Annotated in this window: 13 protein-coding genes; 10 read left to right on the plus strand and 3 right to left on the minus strand. The window is 71.8% G+C overall.

Features of this window, described 5'->3' with window-relative positions; all coding sequences use genetic code 11:
* The 7 genes from ACFVX9_RS14055 to ACFVX9_RS14085 all read left to right on the plus strand — a co-directional run bounded on the left by ACFVX9_RS14055 (position 1) and on the right by ACFVX9_RS14085 (position 9371).
* Positions 1-738 (plus strand): adenylate kinase family protein, encoded by a 738-nt coding sequence (locus ACFVX9_RS14055; protein WP_387981796.1) that lies wholly within the window; start codon positions 1-3, stop codon positions 736-738.
* Positions 739-741: 3 nt separating this feature from the next.
* Positions 742-1563: a hypothetical protein gene (locus ACFVX9_RS14060; RefSeq protein WP_380368492.1), complete on the plus strand. Its 822-nt coding sequence runs from the start codon at positions 742-744 to the stop codon at positions 1561-1563.
* Complete coding sequence (gene pyk, locus ACFVX9_RS14065; RefSeq protein WP_380423550.1) at positions 1557-2648, plus strand: pyruvate kinase; 1092 nt, start codon at positions 1557-1559, stop codon at positions 2646-2648. The genes ACFVX9_RS14060 and pyk overlap by 7 nt, the downstream gene beginning before the upstream one ends.
* Entirely contained in the window at positions 2645-3835 is a 1191-nt protein-coding gene (locus tag ACFVX9_RS14070; protein ID WP_387981798.1) for a nucleotidyltransferase family protein, read from the plus strand. The genes pyk and ACFVX9_RS14070 overlap by 4 nt, the downstream gene beginning before the upstream one ends.
* A gap of 175 nt (positions 3836-4010) precedes the next feature.
* Positions 4011-5684, plus strand: coding sequence for an ABC transporter ATP-binding protein (locus ACFVX9_RS14075; RefSeq protein WP_380368488.1), 1674 nt, complete (start codon positions 4011-4013; stop codon positions 5682-5684).
* A complete protein-coding gene (locus ACFVX9_RS14080; protein WP_387981800.1) occupies positions 5681-7534 on the plus strand; it encodes an ABC transporter ATP-binding protein in 1854 nt (617 codons plus the stop codon). Before ACFVX9_RS14075 ends, ACFVX9_RS14080 begins: the two co-directional genes overlap by 4 nt.
* Positions 7535-7673: 139 nt before the next feature.
* A complete protein-coding gene (locus ACFVX9_RS14085) occupies positions 7674-9371 on the plus strand; it encodes an amino acid adenylation domain-containing protein (protein WP_387981802.1) in 1698 nt (565 codons plus the stop codon).
* Between the two features lie 50 nt (positions 9372-9421).
* Here ACFVX9_RS14085 and ACFVX9_RS14090 read toward each other — a convergent pair whose 3' ends face one another.
* Entirely contained in the window at positions 9422-13216 is a 3795-nt protein-coding gene (locus ACFVX9_RS14090) for a cytochrome D1 domain-containing protein (RefSeq protein ID WP_387981803.1), read from the minus strand.
* A 334-nt stretch (positions 13217-13550) separates the two neighbouring features.
* Here ACFVX9_RS14090 and ACFVX9_RS14095 point away from each other — a divergent pair, with 334 nt between their 5' ends.
* From ACFVX9_RS14095 to ACFVX9_RS14105, 3 genes are all read left to right on the plus strand, one after another.
* Complete coding sequence (locus tag ACFVX9_RS14095; RefSeq protein WP_380368481.1) at positions 13551-14183, plus strand: RNA polymerase sigma factor; 633 nt, start codon at positions 13551-13553, stop codon at positions 14181-14183.
* A gap of 5 nt (positions 14184-14188) precedes the next feature.
* Positions 14189-15250: a CU044_5270 family protein gene (locus ACFVX9_RS14100; protein ID WP_380368479.1), complete on the plus strand. Its 1062-nt coding sequence runs from the start codon at positions 14189-14191 to the stop codon at positions 15248-15250.
* 176 nt (positions 15251-15426) lie between these two features.
* The gene (locus ACFVX9_RS14105; protein WP_387981812.1) at positions 15427-16248 is read left to right on the plus strand and encodes an isocitrate lyase/phosphoenolpyruvate mutase family protein; all 822 of its coding nucleotides are present in this window, start codon (positions 15427-15429) and stop codon (positions 16246-16248) included.
* 7 nt (positions 16249-16255) lie between these two features.
* Here ACFVX9_RS14105 and ACFVX9_RS14110 read toward each other — a convergent pair.
* Both ACFVX9_RS14110 and ACFVX9_RS14115 read right to left on the minus strand, forming a co-directional pair.
* Positions 16256-17135, minus strand: a protein-coding gene (locus ACFVX9_RS14110; protein WP_387981805.1) for an IS5 family transposase whose coding sequence is annotated in 2 segments (ribosomal slippage) — positions 16256-17102 and positions 17101-17135 — 882 coding nt in all. Because the reading frame shifts where the segments join, the coding sequence is not laid out codon by codon here.
* A 51-nt stretch (positions 17136-17186) separates the two neighbouring features.
* Positions 17187-17652 (minus strand): IS630 family transposase (locus ACFVX9_RS14115; RefSeq protein WP_387981806.1); only part of this gene is annotated, 466 nt, incomplete at its 5' end.

Below are 17652 nucleotides of genomic sequence, written 5' to 3' on the forward strand. Positions count from 1 at the left end.
ATGCGCAACGGAACTCCACCGAACGCCGTCCTGGTCACCGGACCGCCGGGCGCCGGAAAGTCGACGGCGCTGATGGCACTCGACGACCGGCACCCCGATCTGGCCCGCTTCGGCGTGCGGGACTACGGGCTCCGGCTCGCGGCGGCCGGCCACCCGCTCGGCACGCGGATGCGCGAGACCCTGCTGCGTCAGGAACTGCTCCCCGACGAGCTCGTGCGGCTGGAGTTCGCCCACTTCCTCGACCACCTGCCGGCCGCCGTGCGGGTCGTGGCGGTGGAGGGCTACCCCCGCGATCTTCCGCAATGCGACGACCTGCTGCGCACCGCTGCCGACCGGGACGTGCGGGTGACCGGATTCGCCGTCGTGACCGTGCCGGACGGCACGGCACGCACCCGGGTGGCGAACCGCCGTCTCTGTGTGGAGTGCGGAGCGACGACGGACGCCCCGGACGCCCCCGCCTGCCCTGGTTGCGGCGGCGGCGTGATGCGTCGCCGAGACGATGCCGCAGCCAGTTTCGAACGGCGTCTGGCCGACTACCACCGCATCATCGGCGATCTGCGCGCCTATTTCGCCGAGCGATCGCTCCTGCGCGAGGTCGATGGAACGCGCCCGTCGGACGAGGTCCGTGCCGCGCTGTGGGAATCGCTGGACGCCATGGACGCCATGGACGCCGTGGACGCCGTGGACGCCGACGTGCCCGACTCGACCGATGATCTGACCGATGGTCTGGAGGACTGACCGATGGGCTCGGGTACCGACATGATGGCCCTGCGCAGATCCGCGCTGAGTTCGCTGGCGGACCAACCGCCCGACCAACCGCCCGACCAGCCGCCGCTGGAGCGCCGGACGCCGTTCGCGGGATGGGAGATCGTCCTGGGCGAGGACCTCCCCGCTCCGGTCCACCCGGAGGCGGTCGGCGCGGAACTCGCGTCCGCGATCGTGGACCTGCTGTCCAGGAGCGGCGACCCGGCCGGTCCGGGGGCCGCCCTGGTGAGCGGTGTCCCGCGCCACTTCACGCTGGAACAGGCGCGGACCTATCACCAAGCGCTCTTCCGAGCGGTGTGGGAGGTGTTCCGGCGCCGAACCGCCCGCGGAGGCGAGGAGAGCGACTTCCGGATCAAGGTCGGTACCATCTCGGACGGTGCCATCCCGATCGAGCTCTACGGCACCAGCTGGAGCTTCAAGCGCTTCCACACCGACTGCGATGCGCTGCTCTTCTCGCACCTGTACGGTCCGGTCACCGGCTTCACCGGTGGTGAGCTGCAACTCATCGACATGCGTCCGTACCTGCGTCAGCGTTCGCTGCGCTTCGACGAGGTCTTCGAGTGGTCCGACGAACTCACCGACGGCCGCAAGCCCGTGCTGCGGGCCGACCACTGCGAGTCGGCGTTGGCCGAGTGCGGAACGACCGTCGGGGCGCTGGGGCCCGATCGGATCGTCTTCGTGAACAACCTGCCGACCGCCGGAGTCCTCCACGGGGTGACGCCGGTGGCGATGACGGATCCGGAGGGCTTCCACCGGGAGTACCACCGATGCAGCGTAAAGGACCTCCGACTGTGCTGAGCAGCTTTCCCGGGCGGCGGACCGCCATCATCGCGACACTCGGCCCGGTCAGCGGGACGCGGCCCTGCCTGGAGAACGTACTGCGGGCCGGTGTGGACGTCGTCCGTCTGAGCATGGGCAACGGCACCCGCGAGCAGCATGCGACCGCCGTGCGCGACATCCGCGAGGTGTCGGCCGACATCGGCCGGCGGGTCCTTCTGCTCGCCGACCTCCAGGGGAGGAAGAACCGGCTCGGGGCGCTCCCGGACGGCCAGGCGCAGTGGCAACCGGGCGAGGTCGTCACGCTGTGTGCCAAGCCGGTCGAGGCGGCGTCCCATCGCACCTGGACCACGCATCCGTGGCAGCCGGAGCGGCTCCGCCCTGGCGCCGAGGTGCTGATCGACGACGGTGCGATCGTCCTGGTCGTGACGGCGGCATCCGCGTCCGAGCTGCGGTGTACGGTCGTCCAGGGCGGTCCGGTGACGTCGGGCCGCGGCGTCACGATCCCGGGGGCGACCACCGTCCCCGCCGGGCTCTGCGAACGGGACGCCGACGACCTGGAGTTCGCCCGAGCACTCGGCGTCGACCTGGTGGCGCTCTCCTTCGCCGCCTCCGCCGACGACTACGCGGCGGTCCACGCGATCGCGCCCGACCAGCTGGTCATCGGCAAGGTCGAGCACCCCGACGCCCTGGCTTCGCTGCCGTCACTGGCCTCGGCCTTCGACGGTCTGATGGTGGCGCGCGGAGATCTGGCCGTCGAGATCCCGTTCGAGGACGTCCCGATGGCGCAGAAGCGGATCGTGGCGGAGTGCGCCGGCCGGGGCAGGCTCTCCGTGGTCGCCACCCAGCTCCTGCACTCGATGCGCCGGAGCACCCTGCCCACCCGGGCCGAGGTGTCGGACATCGCCAATGCGGTCATCGACGGGGCCGACGCGCTCATGGTGACCGGCGAGACCGGCTACGGCCTGCATCCGGTACGCGTGGTCGAGGTCCTGCACAGGGTCATCGTCCGAGCCGAGCGCTACCGGGACGAGATCAGCGAGGCATCCGACCGCGCCGTCGCGGGTGGTCGAACCAACCCGGATACGCATGGAGGAGAGCAGTGACCGACAGCTCGATCGACGACTCCCTGACGCACGGCTGCCTGGAAGACCTGTCACCGGAGGCGAGACTGCTGCTGGCGCTCGCCCGTCCGCGGCTGGAGCCGGCGCAGCAGCAAGGGATCTTCCGCTTCCTGACGGCCAACGGCCAGGACCTCGACTGGGGGCTGCTGGTCGACCAGGCGTGCCGGCACGGGGTCCTGCCGCTCATCGGGCGCAATCTCCTGACGTACCGCCTGGTCCACTCCGCGGACGGGCGCAGCCTGGCTCCTTACCGCTGGATCTACGCGTACGCCTACGAGGGCAACCGGCGACGCAACCACGCGCTCGCCGACGAGTACGCCAAGGTGATCCGGGGCCTGAACGCCGGCGGTCTCGACTACGCGATCCGCAAGGGACCGGTGCTCACCGAGGGCGTCTACGGCGATGTGGGACTGCGCCGGATGGGCGATCTCGACGTGCTGCTGAGCAGGGACTCGCTACCGGAGTTCACCTCGGTCGTCGAAGGGCTGGGCTACCGGCAGGGTCATCTCTCGGGCAACGCCGAGCTGGTGGTGCCCTTCGACCGGCGGACGCAGATGGTGTGGAAGGTCAGCCTGGCCAATTCGACGCTTCCCTACCTCAAGCCGGCCCAACGCGACGACGTCGAGGTGTTCGTGCTGGATCCGTGCTTCAACGTGTTCCAGCCCGGTTCCGGGGCGGTGGTCGATCCCGCCGAGATCCTGGCCCGCGCGGTCGACGCCGTGCTCTTCGGCGAGGCGAGCCGCAGGCTCGATGCCGTGGACCAGTTCATCGACGTCTGCGTCCAACTGCACGTCGAGGCGACGACGCTGATGTACATCGAGATCGGCAAGGACCTGACGATCCTCAAGTTCCTCGATCTCGTCCAGTTGCTGAACCGGCTGTCCGGCGAACAGCTGGAAACCCTGGTGTCGCGGGTCCGGCGGTACGGCTGTGCGGACAGCATCCGCTACGCGCTGCACCACACCGGGCAGGTGTTCCCCGACGGGGTTCCGCCGGCGCTGACCGCGGAGCTCGGCCCGGCCGATCCGGATCTGCTGGAGACGTACGGCGTACTGGACGGCCGGCCCGACCGCTGGGAACAGGGCTTCGCGGATCGGTTGTTCAACCCCAGGAGGTCGCGGACGCCGAAGGCGCGAAGCACCGTGCCGGGCCCACGGGCCGTGGTGTGACGCGGCTCGGGAACGGGACGGTGCAAGGATGCCGATGACGACGCGCGCTGCGAGGCGACCACCACCGCCGGCCGAGACGCCGCCACCGGTGCCCGGCGGACGGGCCCGAGCCCGCTCGTTGGCCGCCCTCGTCCGGAACGGCTTGCGACCGTACCGACGCGAGCTCGTGTCCCTGATGGCCCTGCAGCTCGTGCAGACGGTCGCCCTGCTCTACCTGCCGAGGCTGAGCGCCGACATCATCGACGACGGCGCGCTCGGTGCCGACCCGGCCTTCGTCCTGCGGCGGGGAGGCCTCATGCTCGTCGTCTCCCTCCTCCAGGTCGGCTGCGCGTTGGGCGCCGTCGGGCTGGGCGCGCGGATCGCGATGGCGGTCGGCCGCGACATCAGGGCGGAGGTCTTCCAGCGGGTGCAGGGCTTCTCCTCCCGTGAGGTCGGCAACTTCGGTACGGCGTCGCTCATCACCCGTACCACCAACGACGTCCAGCAGGTCCAGAACCTGGTGTCGGCGGCACTGACCGGCCTCGTCGCCGCACCGATCACGGCCGTCGGCGGTGTCGTGCTCGCTCTCGGACAGGACGTGCCGATGGCCTCGGCCCTGTTCGCCGTGGTCCCGCTGCTCGGTCTGCCCGTGGCCCTGGTCGTGCGCCGACTGCGGCCGCACTTCGCCGGCATGCAGCGGGGGATGGACGTGGTGAACCGGGTCCTGCGGGAGCAGGTCACCGGTATCCGGGTGATCCGCGCGTTCGCGCGGGACGAGTTCGAGCGGCAGCGGTTCACCCGGGCCAACGCGGAGCTCACCCACCACTCGGTGCGGGCCGGCCTGTTGACGTCCTCGATGTTTCCACTGGCGGCGACGCTGGTGAACCTGTTCGGCGTGGTGCTGCTCTGGCTGGGGGCGTACCGGATCCGGGACGGCGGCCTCCAGGTCGGCGCGCTCACCGCCTTCCTCGGGTACTTGACGCTCATCCTGGTCGCCGTGATCACTGCCACCTTCACGCTCATGGCGGTACCACGGGCCGAGATCTGCGCCGCACGCATTGCCGAGGTCCTCACCACCGAGTCCAGTGTCCGGCCGGCCGGGCAGCCCCTCCACGCCCAGCCGCGGCCGGGGCACCTTGAGCTGCGCGGCGTCTCCTTCCGCTACGCGGGCGCCCAGGAGGCCGTTCTGCGCGACGTGGACCTCACCGCGGCGCCGGGCGAGACGACGGCCGTCGTGGGATCGACCGGCAGCGGGAAGAGCACACTGCTCGGGCTCGTGCCGCGACTCGCCGACGCGACGGCCGGTCAGGTGCGCGTGGGGGGCGAGGACGTACGGGACCTGGACCAGTCGGTGCTGCGTCGTTCGGTCGGTCTCGTACCGCAGAACGCCTCGCTGGTCTCCGGTTCGATCGCTTCGAATCTGCGCTTCGGACGGCCCGACGCCACGGACGAGGAGCTCTGGAACGCACTCGCGGTCGCGCAGGCGAAGGAGTTCGTCGAGGCGCTGGACGAGGGCCTCGACACACCGGTCGCGCAGGGCGGCACCAACTTCTCCGGTGGGCAGCGACAACGGCTCGCGATCGCCAGGGTGCTGGTGCACCGTCCGCAGATCTATCTGTTCGACGACGCGTTCTCGGCGCTCGACTCCACCACCGAGGCGCGGCTGCGCGCGGCCCTGGCCGTGGAGGCGGCCGGCGCCGCGGTCGTCGTGGTGGCACAGCGGGTGGCAACCGTGCGGCACGCGGACCGCATCGTCGTCCTGGATGCCGGGGCGGTGGTCGGTACCGGGACTCACGACGCGTTGCTGGCCTCGAATCCGGTGTACCGCGAGATCGTCGCATCCCAGCTGGACGAGGAGCGGACGACGTGAGCGTCGGACGGTCGAAGAAGGCCCGGACCGGGTCGGGTACGCCCACGGGCCCGCCGCGGGGCGAATTCCTGGCCACCGCGCGTCGGTTGCTGGAACTGGTGGGCCTTCAAAGGCCGTTCGTGCTGATGCTCGTCCTCGGGCTCGCGAGCATCACGCTGAACGTGGCCGGACCCCTGCTGTTGGGGCGCGCCACCGACCTGATCGTGGCGATGGCAACGGCGCCGCGGCCATCGGGCTCCGGCCCGGGGCAGGGCGGCGCCGGCCTCGCCCCCGTGGCCGTGGTCCTCTCGCTCGCACTCGGTGTGTACGGCCTCTCCGGGCTCTGCTGGGTACTGCAGGGCCGACAGGCGACCAAGGCCATCCAGCGTTCCGCCTACCGGCTCCGTTCGGACGCCGAGGCGAAGTTGGCCCGGCTTCCGCTCGCCTACTTCGACACGCACCGGCGCGGCGAGGTCCTCAGCCGGATCACGCACGACATCGACAACATCGTCCAGACCCTGCAGCAGACCCTCAGCCAGCTGACCAATTCGGTGCTGCTGATCCTGGGCCTGGTGGTGGTGATGCTCCGGCTGTCCCCACTGCTCGCGGTGATCGCCCTCACGGTGGTGCCCGCGGCGATGGCGGCCACCGCGCTGCTCGGCCGACGGGCGCAACCCCGCCTCACCGAGCAGTGGAACGCGATGGGCCGGTTGAACGCCCACGTCGAGGAGATGTACGCCAGCCACACCCTGGTCAAGGCGTTCGACCAGGGCGAGCGGTCGGCGGCAGTCTTCCGGGAGCACAACGAGGCCGTGTTCAGATCCGCCTACCAGGCACAGCTGTTCAGCGGAAGCAGCCAGCCGGTGATGACCTTCGTCAACAACCTGGGCCATGTCGTGGTCGCCGTGGTCGGCTGCCTGCGGGTGATCTCCGGAACGATGTCGATCGGCGACGTCCAGGCGTTCATCCAGTACGCGCGGCAGCTCAGCGGACCACTGACCCAGGTGACCAGTCTCGCCGGGGTGGTGCAGTCGGGCGTCGTCTCGGCCGGCCGGGTCTTCGAGCTGCTGGACGCCGTCGAGGAGACGCCGGACGCCGTCGAACGAGGGCATGTCGTGGGTCGGGGTCTGATCCGCTTCGAGTCGGTCGGCTTCAGGTACGAGCCGAAGAGCCCGCTGATCGAGGACTTCTCGCTGACGGTCGAGCCCGGGAGGACGATCGCCGTGGTCGGGCCCACGGGCGCCGGCAAGACGACCCTGGTCAACCTGCTGCTGCGCTTCTACGACGTCACCGGAGGGCGGATCACGCTCAACGGAGTCGACCTCAGGGAGCTGCAGCGCGCCACTCTGCGGCGTCACATCGGCGCGGTGCTCCAGGACACCTGGCTCTTCGAAGGATCGATCGCGGACAACATCGGGTACGGCCGGGAGGGCGCCACCCGGGAGCAGATAGAGCTGGCTGCCAGGTCCGCCCACGCGGACCACTTCATCCGCACGCTGCCGGACGGGTACGACACCGTACTCGACGGCGAGAACGCCGGGATCAGCGCGGGGGAAAGCCAGTTGATCACCATCGCCCGGGCGTTCCTGGCCGACCCGGCGATCCTGGTGCTCGACGAGGCCACGAGCGCGGTGGACACGCGGACCGAGCTGCTGGTCCGACGGGCCATGGCGCGGCTGAGCGAGGGGCGCACCTGCTTCGTGATCGCCCACCGACTGTCCACGGTGCGCGACGCGGACGCCATTCTCGTCCTGCGGAACGGCTCGATCGTGGAACAGGGACGGCACCCGGAGCTGCTCGCCGCCGGTGGCGCGTACGCCCGTCTGTACCGGGCGCAGTTCGCCCAGCCGGGCGCGGACCTTCCCCGGTAGGGCGGTTCCGGTGGATCGTGGCGGACCCGCAGGGATCCACCGGACGCGCCCTGGCCCTGGACCAAGGACATGACACGACAGCCGGTCGCCGGTCGCTCCCGGCCCGCGCCGCACCCGCGTTGAACGGAGGAGGACATCCATGGAGCACCCCGTCGACACCGGCGTCCCAGCATGCCGGTCTCGAAGCGCCGAACTGCACCGGCTGCCGATGCTCGCCGACGAGGCGCCGTCGGCGGTCCGCCGTGCTCTGAGGGGGACCGAGCGCGCGGGCCGGGGCGGGGAAACGGGGACCGTCTGGGCCCGCGTCAGTGAGCTGGCGGCCGAGGACGCGTGCCGCGTCGCCGTGGTGGCGGATTCGGAGGAGATCACCTACCACCACCTGTGCGTCCGGGTCCGTCAGATCCGTGCAGCCCTCCTCGGCGAAGGGTGCGGCTCCGCCGACCGGATCGCCGTCGCCGGCCCCCGGGGCGCGGACACCGTCGCCGTGTTCCTGGCCGTCGAGAGCCTGGGCGCGACGTACGTGCCGATCGATCCCGGGTGGCCCGAGGCCCGGCTGGCGGAGGTGCTGGAGAACGCCCGGCCCCGATGCCTGTTCCTGCTCGACGCCCTGTCGGGGGCGGCCGGGAGCCCGCTCCGCGCGGCGGCGGCCGAGGCCTCCATCGCGGTGCTGACGCCACCCGGGTCCACAGCCGAGGCGCCATTGTTCGCGCCGTCGTTCGCGCTGTCGACCGAACCGCCGGACGACGAGGCGCGCTATGTCATCCACACCTCCGGAACCACCGGCCGGCCGAAGGGCGCGGTGGTGGAGCAGCTCGGGATGATGAACCACCTCCGGTCGATGGTCGGCGCGCTGCGGCTGACAGCATCGGACCGGGTCGCCTTCACCGCGCCGCCGGTCCACGTCATCTCCGTCTGGCAGATGCTCGCCGTCCTGCTCGTGGGCGGGTCCGTCGTGGTGGTTCCCGAGGCGGACCTCCGGTTCGCCCGCCGCCTCGTGGGCTACGCCGAGAGCCGGGGGATCACCGTGATGGAGCTGGTCCCCACCGTGGTCGGCTGGATCGTGCGAGACGCGCAGGCGGCCCGCCGCTCCGGCCCGGCCCTGCCCGACCTGCGATGCCTCGTCTCGACGGGTGAGCGGCTCGACCCCGGGCTGGCGGCGGCGGTCCTACGAGCGCTTCCGCAGACCGACCTCCTCAACGCCTACGGGGCGAGCGAGTGCTCCGACGACGTCGCGCTCCACCACGTGAGGCCGGCGGACCTGGCCCTGCCGCAGCTTCCGGCCGGTGGCCCCCTACCCGGCATAGCCCTCTATCTGCTGGTCAGGGAAGACGGTGGATGGAGGGCGGCAGAGCCCGGCGAAGCAGGAGAGCTGTGGGTGGGCGGGTGCGCTGTGGGGGCGGGCTACGTCAACGACCCGGAGCTCACCGGTGCATCGTTCTTCGTCGACGAGTTCGACCCCCGCTCACCCACCGGCAGGCTCTACCGCACGGGGGACACGGCCTACTTCGCCGATGGGCTGGTCCACTGCACCGGGCGCGCCGACCGGCAGGTCAAGCTCGCCGGCGTCCGCGTCGAGCTGGACGAGGTGGAGGCCGCTGTCTCCGGAATACCCGGTGTGACGGAGTGCGCGGTGGTCGCAGAGGGCGCCGGAGGCGAGGCACGGCTCGTCGCCTACTACGCGGCGGAGCCGGGGACGCTTCAGGACGACCTGTTCGCATCGCTGCGGTCGAGCCTGCCGAATCCGATGCTCCCTCGGCGCTGGGTGCGGCTGCCGGGCCTCCCCCGGAACGGGAACGGCAAGGTCGACTACCGCTCGCTCCACCAGCCGTCCGGGTAGCGGGGGCGCAAGCGTGCGGCCACCAGGTCGTGATACCGCCGTGAGTCCGCTCACCGGCAGGCCTCGCCCGTGGTGGTGCCGGAGAGGGATCCGGGCCAGTGGTTGGTCCGGCTCAGGTCGCAGATGCGGTCGGCGGTCCGGTCGGCGTCCGTGGGCCACAGCCGTGCTCCGTCGCCGGCGGCGGTGAGGAGCGTGCTCTGGTCGGGGCTGAAGGCGGCCGTGTGCACGGCTCTGGTGTGACCGACGAGCAGTGCCTTGACCTGCTGTGATGCCACGTCCCACAGGCACACCGTGCCGCTGGCGTCCGTGCTGGCCAGCGTGCGGCCGTCGGAGCTGAAGGTGACGGAGAAGACGGTGTTGATGTGGCCGGTGAGGGCGGCGACCGCCCGGCGCTGCGCCACGTCCCACAGGCGCACGGTGGCGTCGGAGCTGCCGGTGGCCAGGGTGCGGCCGTCGGGGGAGTAGGCCAGGGACGCGATGGCGTTGGTGTTCTCGGACAGTACGGCGAGGGTGCGGTGCGTGGCCACGTCCCACAGGCGCACCGTCCCGTCGTATCCGGCGGTGGCCAGCGTGCGGCCGTCGGGGGCGAAGACGGCCTTGGAGACCAGGCTGGTGTGCCCCTGGAGGACCGCTGTCGTCTGGTGGGTCGCCACGTCCCACAGGCGGACGGTCGTGTCGAGGCTGCTGGTGGCCAGGGTGCGGCCGTCGGGGGAGAAGGCGACGCCCGACACCTGGTCGGTGTGGCCTTCGAGCGTGGCCACCGGGCGGCCTGACGCGGCGTCCCACAGCCGCGCCGTGCGGTCGGAGCTCGCGGTGGCCAGCAGGAGGCCGTCCGGGGAGAACGCCAGGTGCATGATGTCCTGGCTGTGCGCCGGGAAGGTCACGAGGGGGCGGGGCGGGGTGGTGGTCCACAAGGTGACGGAGCCGTCGGTGTGGCCGATGGCGAGTGTCCGGCCGTCGGGGGCGTAGGCGGCGACGGTCGCGACGGCCTCCAGGTCGTTCGTCGCGCTGAAGGTGGCGGCGATCCGGCGGGTCTTGAGGTCCCACGTGTGGACGATGTGATCGGTGGCGGTGGTGGCCAGCTCGTTGCCGTCGGGGGAGAGCGCCAGCGCGGGGGCGGACGTGTTGGTCTCGTGGAGGGTGGCGGTCAGCCGGCGCTCGGCCACGTCCCACAGGGCGACCGTGTTGTCCTGGCCGATCGTGGTCAGGGTGCGGCCGTCGGCGGTGAACGCGGCCTGGCTCACCTCCTGGGTGTGCCCGTCGAGGACGGCCGTGGTGTCGTGCGATGCCAGGTCCCACAGCCGTACGGTGCGGTCGGCGCCGGCGCTGGCCAGGGTGCGGCCGTCGGGGCTGAAGGCGACCGTGCCGACGGTGCCGGTGTGGCCGGTCAGGGTGGCGAGCAGGCGGTGGGTGGTGGTGTCCCACAGTTTCACGGTGTGGTCGGCGCCGCCGGTGGCCAGGGTGCGGCCGTCGGGCGCGTACGCCACCGCTCGTACGAAACCGGCGTGACCTGTGAGCGTGGTGAGGGCGCGCTGGGACGCCACGTCCCACAGCCGGGCGGTCTGGTCGTACCCGGCGGTGGCCAGGGTGCGGCCGTCGGGCGAGAACGCCGCCGAGGAGACGACGCCGGTGTGGCCGGTGAGGATGCCCGTCGTGCGGCCGGAGGCGACGTCCCACAGCCGTACGGTGCTGTCGGTGCCGGCGCTGGCCAGGGTGCGGCCGTCGGGGCTGAAGGCGACCGTGTTGACGATGCCGGTGTGGCCGGTCAGGGTGGCGAGCAGGCGGTGGGTGGTGGTGTCCCACAGTTTCACGGTGTGGTCGGCGCTGCCGGTGGCCAGGGTCCGGCCGTCGGGCGCGTACGCCACCGCCGTCACGGCGCCGGTGTGACCGGTGAACTGGTTGGAGGAGTACGCGGCGTAGGCGCTCAGCAGGCTGCTGCGGGCCTCGGTGCTGTGGGCCGCCCGGTAGCCCTCCAACGCGACCAGCGCCGCGGCCTCGGGCTGCGTTTCGAGGAGTTGCCTGGACTGGGCGGCCCGTTCGCGGGAGACCGCGATGCGGCGCTGCGCGTCGGACTGCGCCCCCTGGACGAACGCGGTCACCGCCAGCACCAGGGAGAGCACGGTCAGGACGGCCAGCGCCACGACCGTCCGGCGCCGGCGGCGGCCACGCTGGTCGTCCGCCGCGGTGCTGGCGTCCAGGAAGGCGGACTCCAGCCGATTGAGCGCCGCGCCGCCGGTACGGGACCAGCCCCGGGCGGTGGCGAGCTGCGCTCCCCGGTACAACGCGCCCGGGTCGCGGCGGAGTTCGTGCCAGGTCAGGGCGGCCTGGGTGAGCCGGCGGTGCGTCCGCAGGGCCTCGCGATCGACGTCGAGCCAGTGGCGCAGCCGCGGCCAGGCGCGGATGACCGCTTCGTGGGCGACGTCGACGGTGCCGTCGGCCAGGACGATCAGGCGGGCGGCGGCGAGCCGGTGCAGGAGGTCGTCGACGGTCGCGGCGTCGGCGAGGCCGTCGAGTTCCTCCCGGGCCAGGCGGCGGCGGGTGTCCTCGGTGCCCTCGCCCGGGGCGGTGAGCCGGAGGAACAGCAGCCGCATGGCCTCCTGGTGGCCCGGCGGGAGACCGGCGTACATGGCCTCGGCGGTCTGGGTGATGGCTCCCCGCATGCCGCCGGTGGCCCGGTAGTCGGCCAGCCGCAGGACGGCCCCGCGGCGCCTGGTCCAGGTCTCGCGCATCGCGTGGGCCACCAGCGGCAAGGCGCCGGGCTGGCCGGTGGCCTCCGCGAGGACGGCCTCCAGCAGGTCGGGGTCCACCACGACGCCCGCTCGGGCCGCGGGTTCGACGACGATGTCCCGCAGCTCGGCCCGGGTGGGTGCGCCGACCGGCAGCTGGGCGCCGGAGCGGAGGGCGGCGGCCAGGGCGGGGTGGGCGAGGCAGCGGTCGTAGAAGTCGGCGCGCACGCTGATGACGACCCGTACCCGGGCCTCGGCTGCGCCGGCGGCCCCGTCGCCAGTTGTGCGCTCGCCGGCCGTCCAGGCCAGGCAGGCCAGGGCCGCCTCCCGCTCCCCGGCGTCCGCGCAGGTGGTGAAGAGCTCCTCGAACTGGTCGACGACGAGGACGACGCGCCGGTCGGCGGGCTGCGTGACCAGCCAGGTGTCCAGCGCGATCCCCAGGGCCGCGGGCTCGTCGGCCAGCGCGCGGGACAGCGCCTCCGCGTCACCGCCCGTCAGCGCGCAGACCGCCAGGGCCAGCGCCCGCAGCGGGCGGTCGCCGGGAACCAGCGGCGCGGTGTGCCAGGCCTCGTCGAGCCGGGGAAGCAGCCCCGCCCGCAGCAGCGAGGACTTGCCGCTGCCGGAGGCGCCGACGACTGCCGTCAGCCGGTGCTCACCCACGTGCCGGACCAGGTGGCTCACCAGTTCCGACCGGCCGAAGAAGATGTCGGCGTCCCCCGTGCCGAACGCGGCCAGTCCCAGGTACGGGCTGAGAGCGGGGCCGCCCCCGTCCGCACGGTCCGTACCGCCGTCCTGCGCCGTGGCGGACGGCCCTTGGACGGCCCGGGACGCCGCCTGCCAGCGGGCCTCCCACTCCGCCTGCTCCCCGCCGCACACCCGCGCGTAGGCGAGCACCACGGCCAGCGACGGCAGGCGCTCACCCTTCGCCGCCTCCGCCAGCGTGCTGGCGGAGTAGTGCGACTCCTTCGCCAGCACGCGGTAGCTCGGTGCGCCCGACCGGTCCCGCAACTGGCGCAGCTCCCAGGCGAGCCGCTCCACCGGACCGGCCTGCGGATCCACGAACCGCTCCGGTCTGCCCAGCCGGGCCTTGCGCCGTGTCCCGTTCGGCCGCGTGTCCACGTTCACCACCCCTGGCAGGCCTCTCCCGCCCCCTCACATCGTTGTCCGACTTGAATGTCCTGCCCAGAGGGCTCTTTCGGACAATGCGCCGCCGCTGCAGAGTTCTCGGCATCGGGGGGTTCGCCGGAACACCTCGTGGCGTTCGGGGGACGGCCCGGTGGGCAGCCGCTCGCTACCGGGCCGAGCGCCTCAGGTGCCGCCGCGCGGGTGCCGCCGCTCAGTTCGGCACCTGCGCGTAGGACCCGTCGTCAGCGCGAAAGGCACCCGCCGGTCGCCGGCACACCTGTGACGCAGCTCACTGGAACTGCTTCGTGGTGGCAGGACAACCAGAGGTGTGGACTATTCGCTGCACGAACGGATCAGAGCCGGGGACCCGGACGCCTTCCGGCAGTTGTTCCAGGAGCACTCGCGCGCGGTTCTGGCACACGCGGTCCGGGTGAGCGGGGATCGCGCCGGTGCCGAGGACGTCATGGCGGTGGTCTTCCTGGAGGCCTGGCGCCTGCGGGACAAGCTCCGCGACGAAGGGGTCACTCCGCGCCCGTGGTTGATGGGCATCACCGTCAACGTGCTGCGCAACCGGGCCAGAGCCGCCCGCCGGCACGCGGCCGCCCTCGCCCGCATGCCGCTCGCCGAACCCGCCCCGGACTTCGCCGACGAGCTGGTCGGTCGGATCGCCGACCGCGATCAGCTGCTGGCCGCCAAGACGGCGTTGGAGAAACTGCGTCGTGGGGAGCGCGAGGTGTTCTCGCTGTGCGTGTGGGCGGACCTCAGCTACCCCGAGGCCGCCGAGGCCCTCGGCATCCCGGTCGGCACCGTGCGCTCCAGGCTCTCCAGGGCCCGGACCCGGCTGCGTGCCCTGGCCGACAAGGAACTGCGGCAGGCCTCGAAAACTCGCCGGGAACCCCTGCGGGCAGCCGGACAAGTACAGGGTGGCCGGATGGTTCCGGCCCGGTCGAACAAGGAGTGAAGCAGATGACCAGCATCCCGCAGCGGCGGCAGCCGCTCGATGACACGGAGCTGAGGCACCTGCTGCCGGCGGCCGGAGCACCTGCCGTCCCGCTCGGCCGGCAGCGCCAGATCGAGGAGTTCCTGATGAACGAGATCACCCGTACCACCGAAGCCGCAGTGCCGGTCCGCCCCGAGGCCAGGAAGCGTCGGCGGTTGCTGATCGCCGTACCCACCACGGTGGCGGCCCTCGCCCTCGCCGCCACCGTGGCGGCCACCACGCTCGGCAGCCCGGGAGCAACCCCCGCGGGCAGTGAGCGCATCGCCGCGCCCGTCATCCAGGTCTCGGCGGGCGACACCGCAGGCCTGGCCGGCGCGGTGGAGCGGATCTCGCTGGCCGCCAAGGCCGCGCCGGACGTCGTCCTGCGCCCGGGGCAGTACGTCTACATCGAGAGCACCGTCTCCCACCTCGCGGGCTCCGTCGACCTCAGCAGCGGCACGTCGAAGGTGTGGGTCGAGAAGCCCCACCAGCGGCAGATCTGGCACTCGGCCGACGGCCGCACGGGCTGGCTCACCGAAGAGGGCAAGTCCCCGGAAGGCGGCGCGGCACTCTCGGCGGACAGCGGCAACCACCTGAACGCACCCTCCTACGACTACCTGCGCACCCTGCCCACCGACCCGCAGGAACTGCTGCAGAAGATCTACACCGAGACCAAGGGAAGCGGCAGCGGGCCGGACCAGCAGGCGTTCGTCACCATCGGCGACCTGATCCGCGAGCAGGCCGTCCCCGGCGAGCTCGCCGCTGCGCTCTACCAGGCTGCGGCCCGCATCCCCGGTGTCGTCCTCGTCGACAGCGCCACCGACGCCGCCGGGCGCACCGGCATCGCGATCGCCCGTACCAACACCGCCACCGGTTCCCGCGACGAGATCATCTTCGACCGCAGCTCCTACACCTTCCTGGGCGAGCGCAGCGTCCAGGTCACCGAGGTCTCCGGGGTCAAGCCCGGCACCGTCATCGCGAACACCGCCGTCCTCAAGCGCGCCGCCGCCGACGCCCCCGGCCGCCAGCCGGGCAACGCCCAGGCCTGACCGCACCCGCGCGTCGCTCCGCCCGTCGTTCCGGCCCTCGTTCTCGGGCCGGGGCGGCGGGCGGAGCCGTGTGAACGGAGTCGGACAGAGAGCTCTAGGCCCTGTCCGGCGGATCATGGCGTCGACGGGGTGTGGGCCTTGATCGTCCATCTGGCTCTCGTGATGCAATGTTGCTTATGGCAACGCTTCTTGATGTGGCACAGAGGTTCCGTTCCCTGCATGTACCTGGCACGCCGCTGGTCCTGCCCAATGCGTGGGACGGTGCTTCCGCTTGTGTGGTGGCGGACGCAGGTGCTGTTGCGATCGCGACCACCAGTGCCGGGGTCGCCTGGTCACTCGGCCGCGGCGACGGCGATCACATGACCCGCGACCAGGCGCTCGGCGCGATCGCCCGGATCACGGCCGCTGTTGACGTACCGGTCACCGCCGACATCGAACGCGGCTATGCGACCGGCCCTGACGGCGTGGCCGAGACTGTCCGAGGCGTCCTCGCGGCCGGAGCCGTGGGGATCAACCTCGAGGACACCCTGCGCCCCGTCGACGAGCAGGCTGAGCGGATCGCAGCCGCCCGCAGGGCCGCGGACGAGACCGGCATCCCGCTGTTCATCAACGCCCGCATCGACACGCACCGCCTGCCGCCAGGTGACCACACGGCCTGGCTGGACGAGACGCTCACCCGCGCCCGCGCCTACGCGGCAGCCGGCGCGGACGGCATCTTCGTCCTCGGCACGCCGGACGCCGAGACGGTCAGGGCGCTCGTGGGCTCTCAACCCCTGCCGGTGAACGTCCTGGCCGGCCCCGGCGCACTCCCGGTCTCCGAGCTCGCCGAGGCGGGAGCCGCCCGCATCAGTGCTGGATCCTCCATCGCCGAGGCGGCGTACGGGCTGGTCCGCCGGGCTGCCCGCGAACTGCTGGAGAATGGCACGACGACCACACTGGAGGGCGGATTCGACTACGCCACCCTCAACGCGCTGCTCCTGGCCGAGCCCGCGCACTGAGACGCGGTCAGGGGCGCAGCCACAGCCTGATCGCCGCTACGGTGACGGTTCCGTGGAAGACGTAGGCCCGCTTGTCATAGCGCGTCGCCACGGCCCGGAAGCTCTTGAGGCGGTTGATCGTGCGCTCGACTTCGTTGCGGCGCTTGTACATCTGCTTGTCGAAGCCCGTGGGTCGGCCTCCTCTACTGCCGCGGCGCCGGCGGTTGGCCCGCTGGTCCTTCGGTTCGGGGATGGTGTGCTTGATCTGGCGTCTGCGCAGGTAGCGGCGGTTACGGCGGGAGCTGTAGGCCTTGTCGCCACCGAGGTGGTCGGGCCGTGTGCGCGGATGGCCACCACCGGTGCGCTTGACCCGGATGCGCTCCAGCACGGGGATCAGCTGCGGGCTGTCGCCCCACTGGCCCGGTGTGATCAGCAGGGCCAGTGGGCGAAGGCCGCCCTCCCCGGCAAGGCGGAGCTTGCAGGTCAAACCGCCTCTGGAGCGTCCGAGTCCTTCGTCGGGACGGTGCTGCCGGGGCGTTGATCTTCGCTTGGGGAGCCGTGGCGGCCTGCGCGGTGCTCCGGCAGCGTGCTGGTGGGCACGACACGAGGTGGAGTCCACGCCGACCATGCTCCAGTCGATTCGCCCCTGAGCGTCGGCGTCGGTCAGGACGGCCTGGTAGAGGGCTTCCCACGTGCCGTCCGCTGACCAACGGCGGTGGCGCTCGTAGACGGTTTTCCAGTTCCCGAACCGCGAGGGCAGGTCCCGCCACGGGACGCCTGTGCGTATTCGGAAAAGGATCCCGTTGATCACCTTCCGGTGATCGATCCAGCGCCCTCCGCGGCAACCGGACTTCGGCAGCTGCGGCCCCAACCGCCCACTCCTCGCTTGCCAGATCGCCCCGCCCCACAAGCAATAATCATCCAAGAACGAGGCCGTCACGTGATCCGCCGGAAAGGGCCTAGTGTCCTGAGTCTGGAATTCGCTTCAGATATCCGGCGAGGCGTTCGAGGATCTCGTCGGCGGTCTTGGTCCAGACGTAGGGCTTCGGGTCGGTGTTCCAGGTGGCGATCCAGTCACGGATGTCGGCTTCGAGGGCCTGGACGGACTTGTGGACGCCTCGCCGTATCTGCTTGTTCGTCAGCTCGGCGAACCAGCGCTCGACCAGGTTCAGCCATGACGAGCCGGTCGGGGTGAAGTGCAGGTGGAACCGGGGATGCGTCACCAGCCAGGTCTTGATCGCCGGGGTCTTGTGGGTGGCGTAGTTGTCCAGCACCAGGTGAACGTCCAGCCCCTCGGGGACCTCCCTGTCCAGCCGGAGCAGGAACTTCTTGAACTCCTCGGCCCGGTGGCGGCGGTGAAGCGAGCCGATGACCTTGCCGGTGGCGACCTCGAGTGCGGCGAACAGCGTGGTGGTGCCGTGGCGG

This window comes from Kitasatospora sp. NPDC058243 (assembly GCF_042882025.1).
Classification (GTDB): domain Bacteria; phylum Actinomycetota; class Actinomycetes; order Streptomycetales; family Streptomycetaceae; genus Kitasatospora.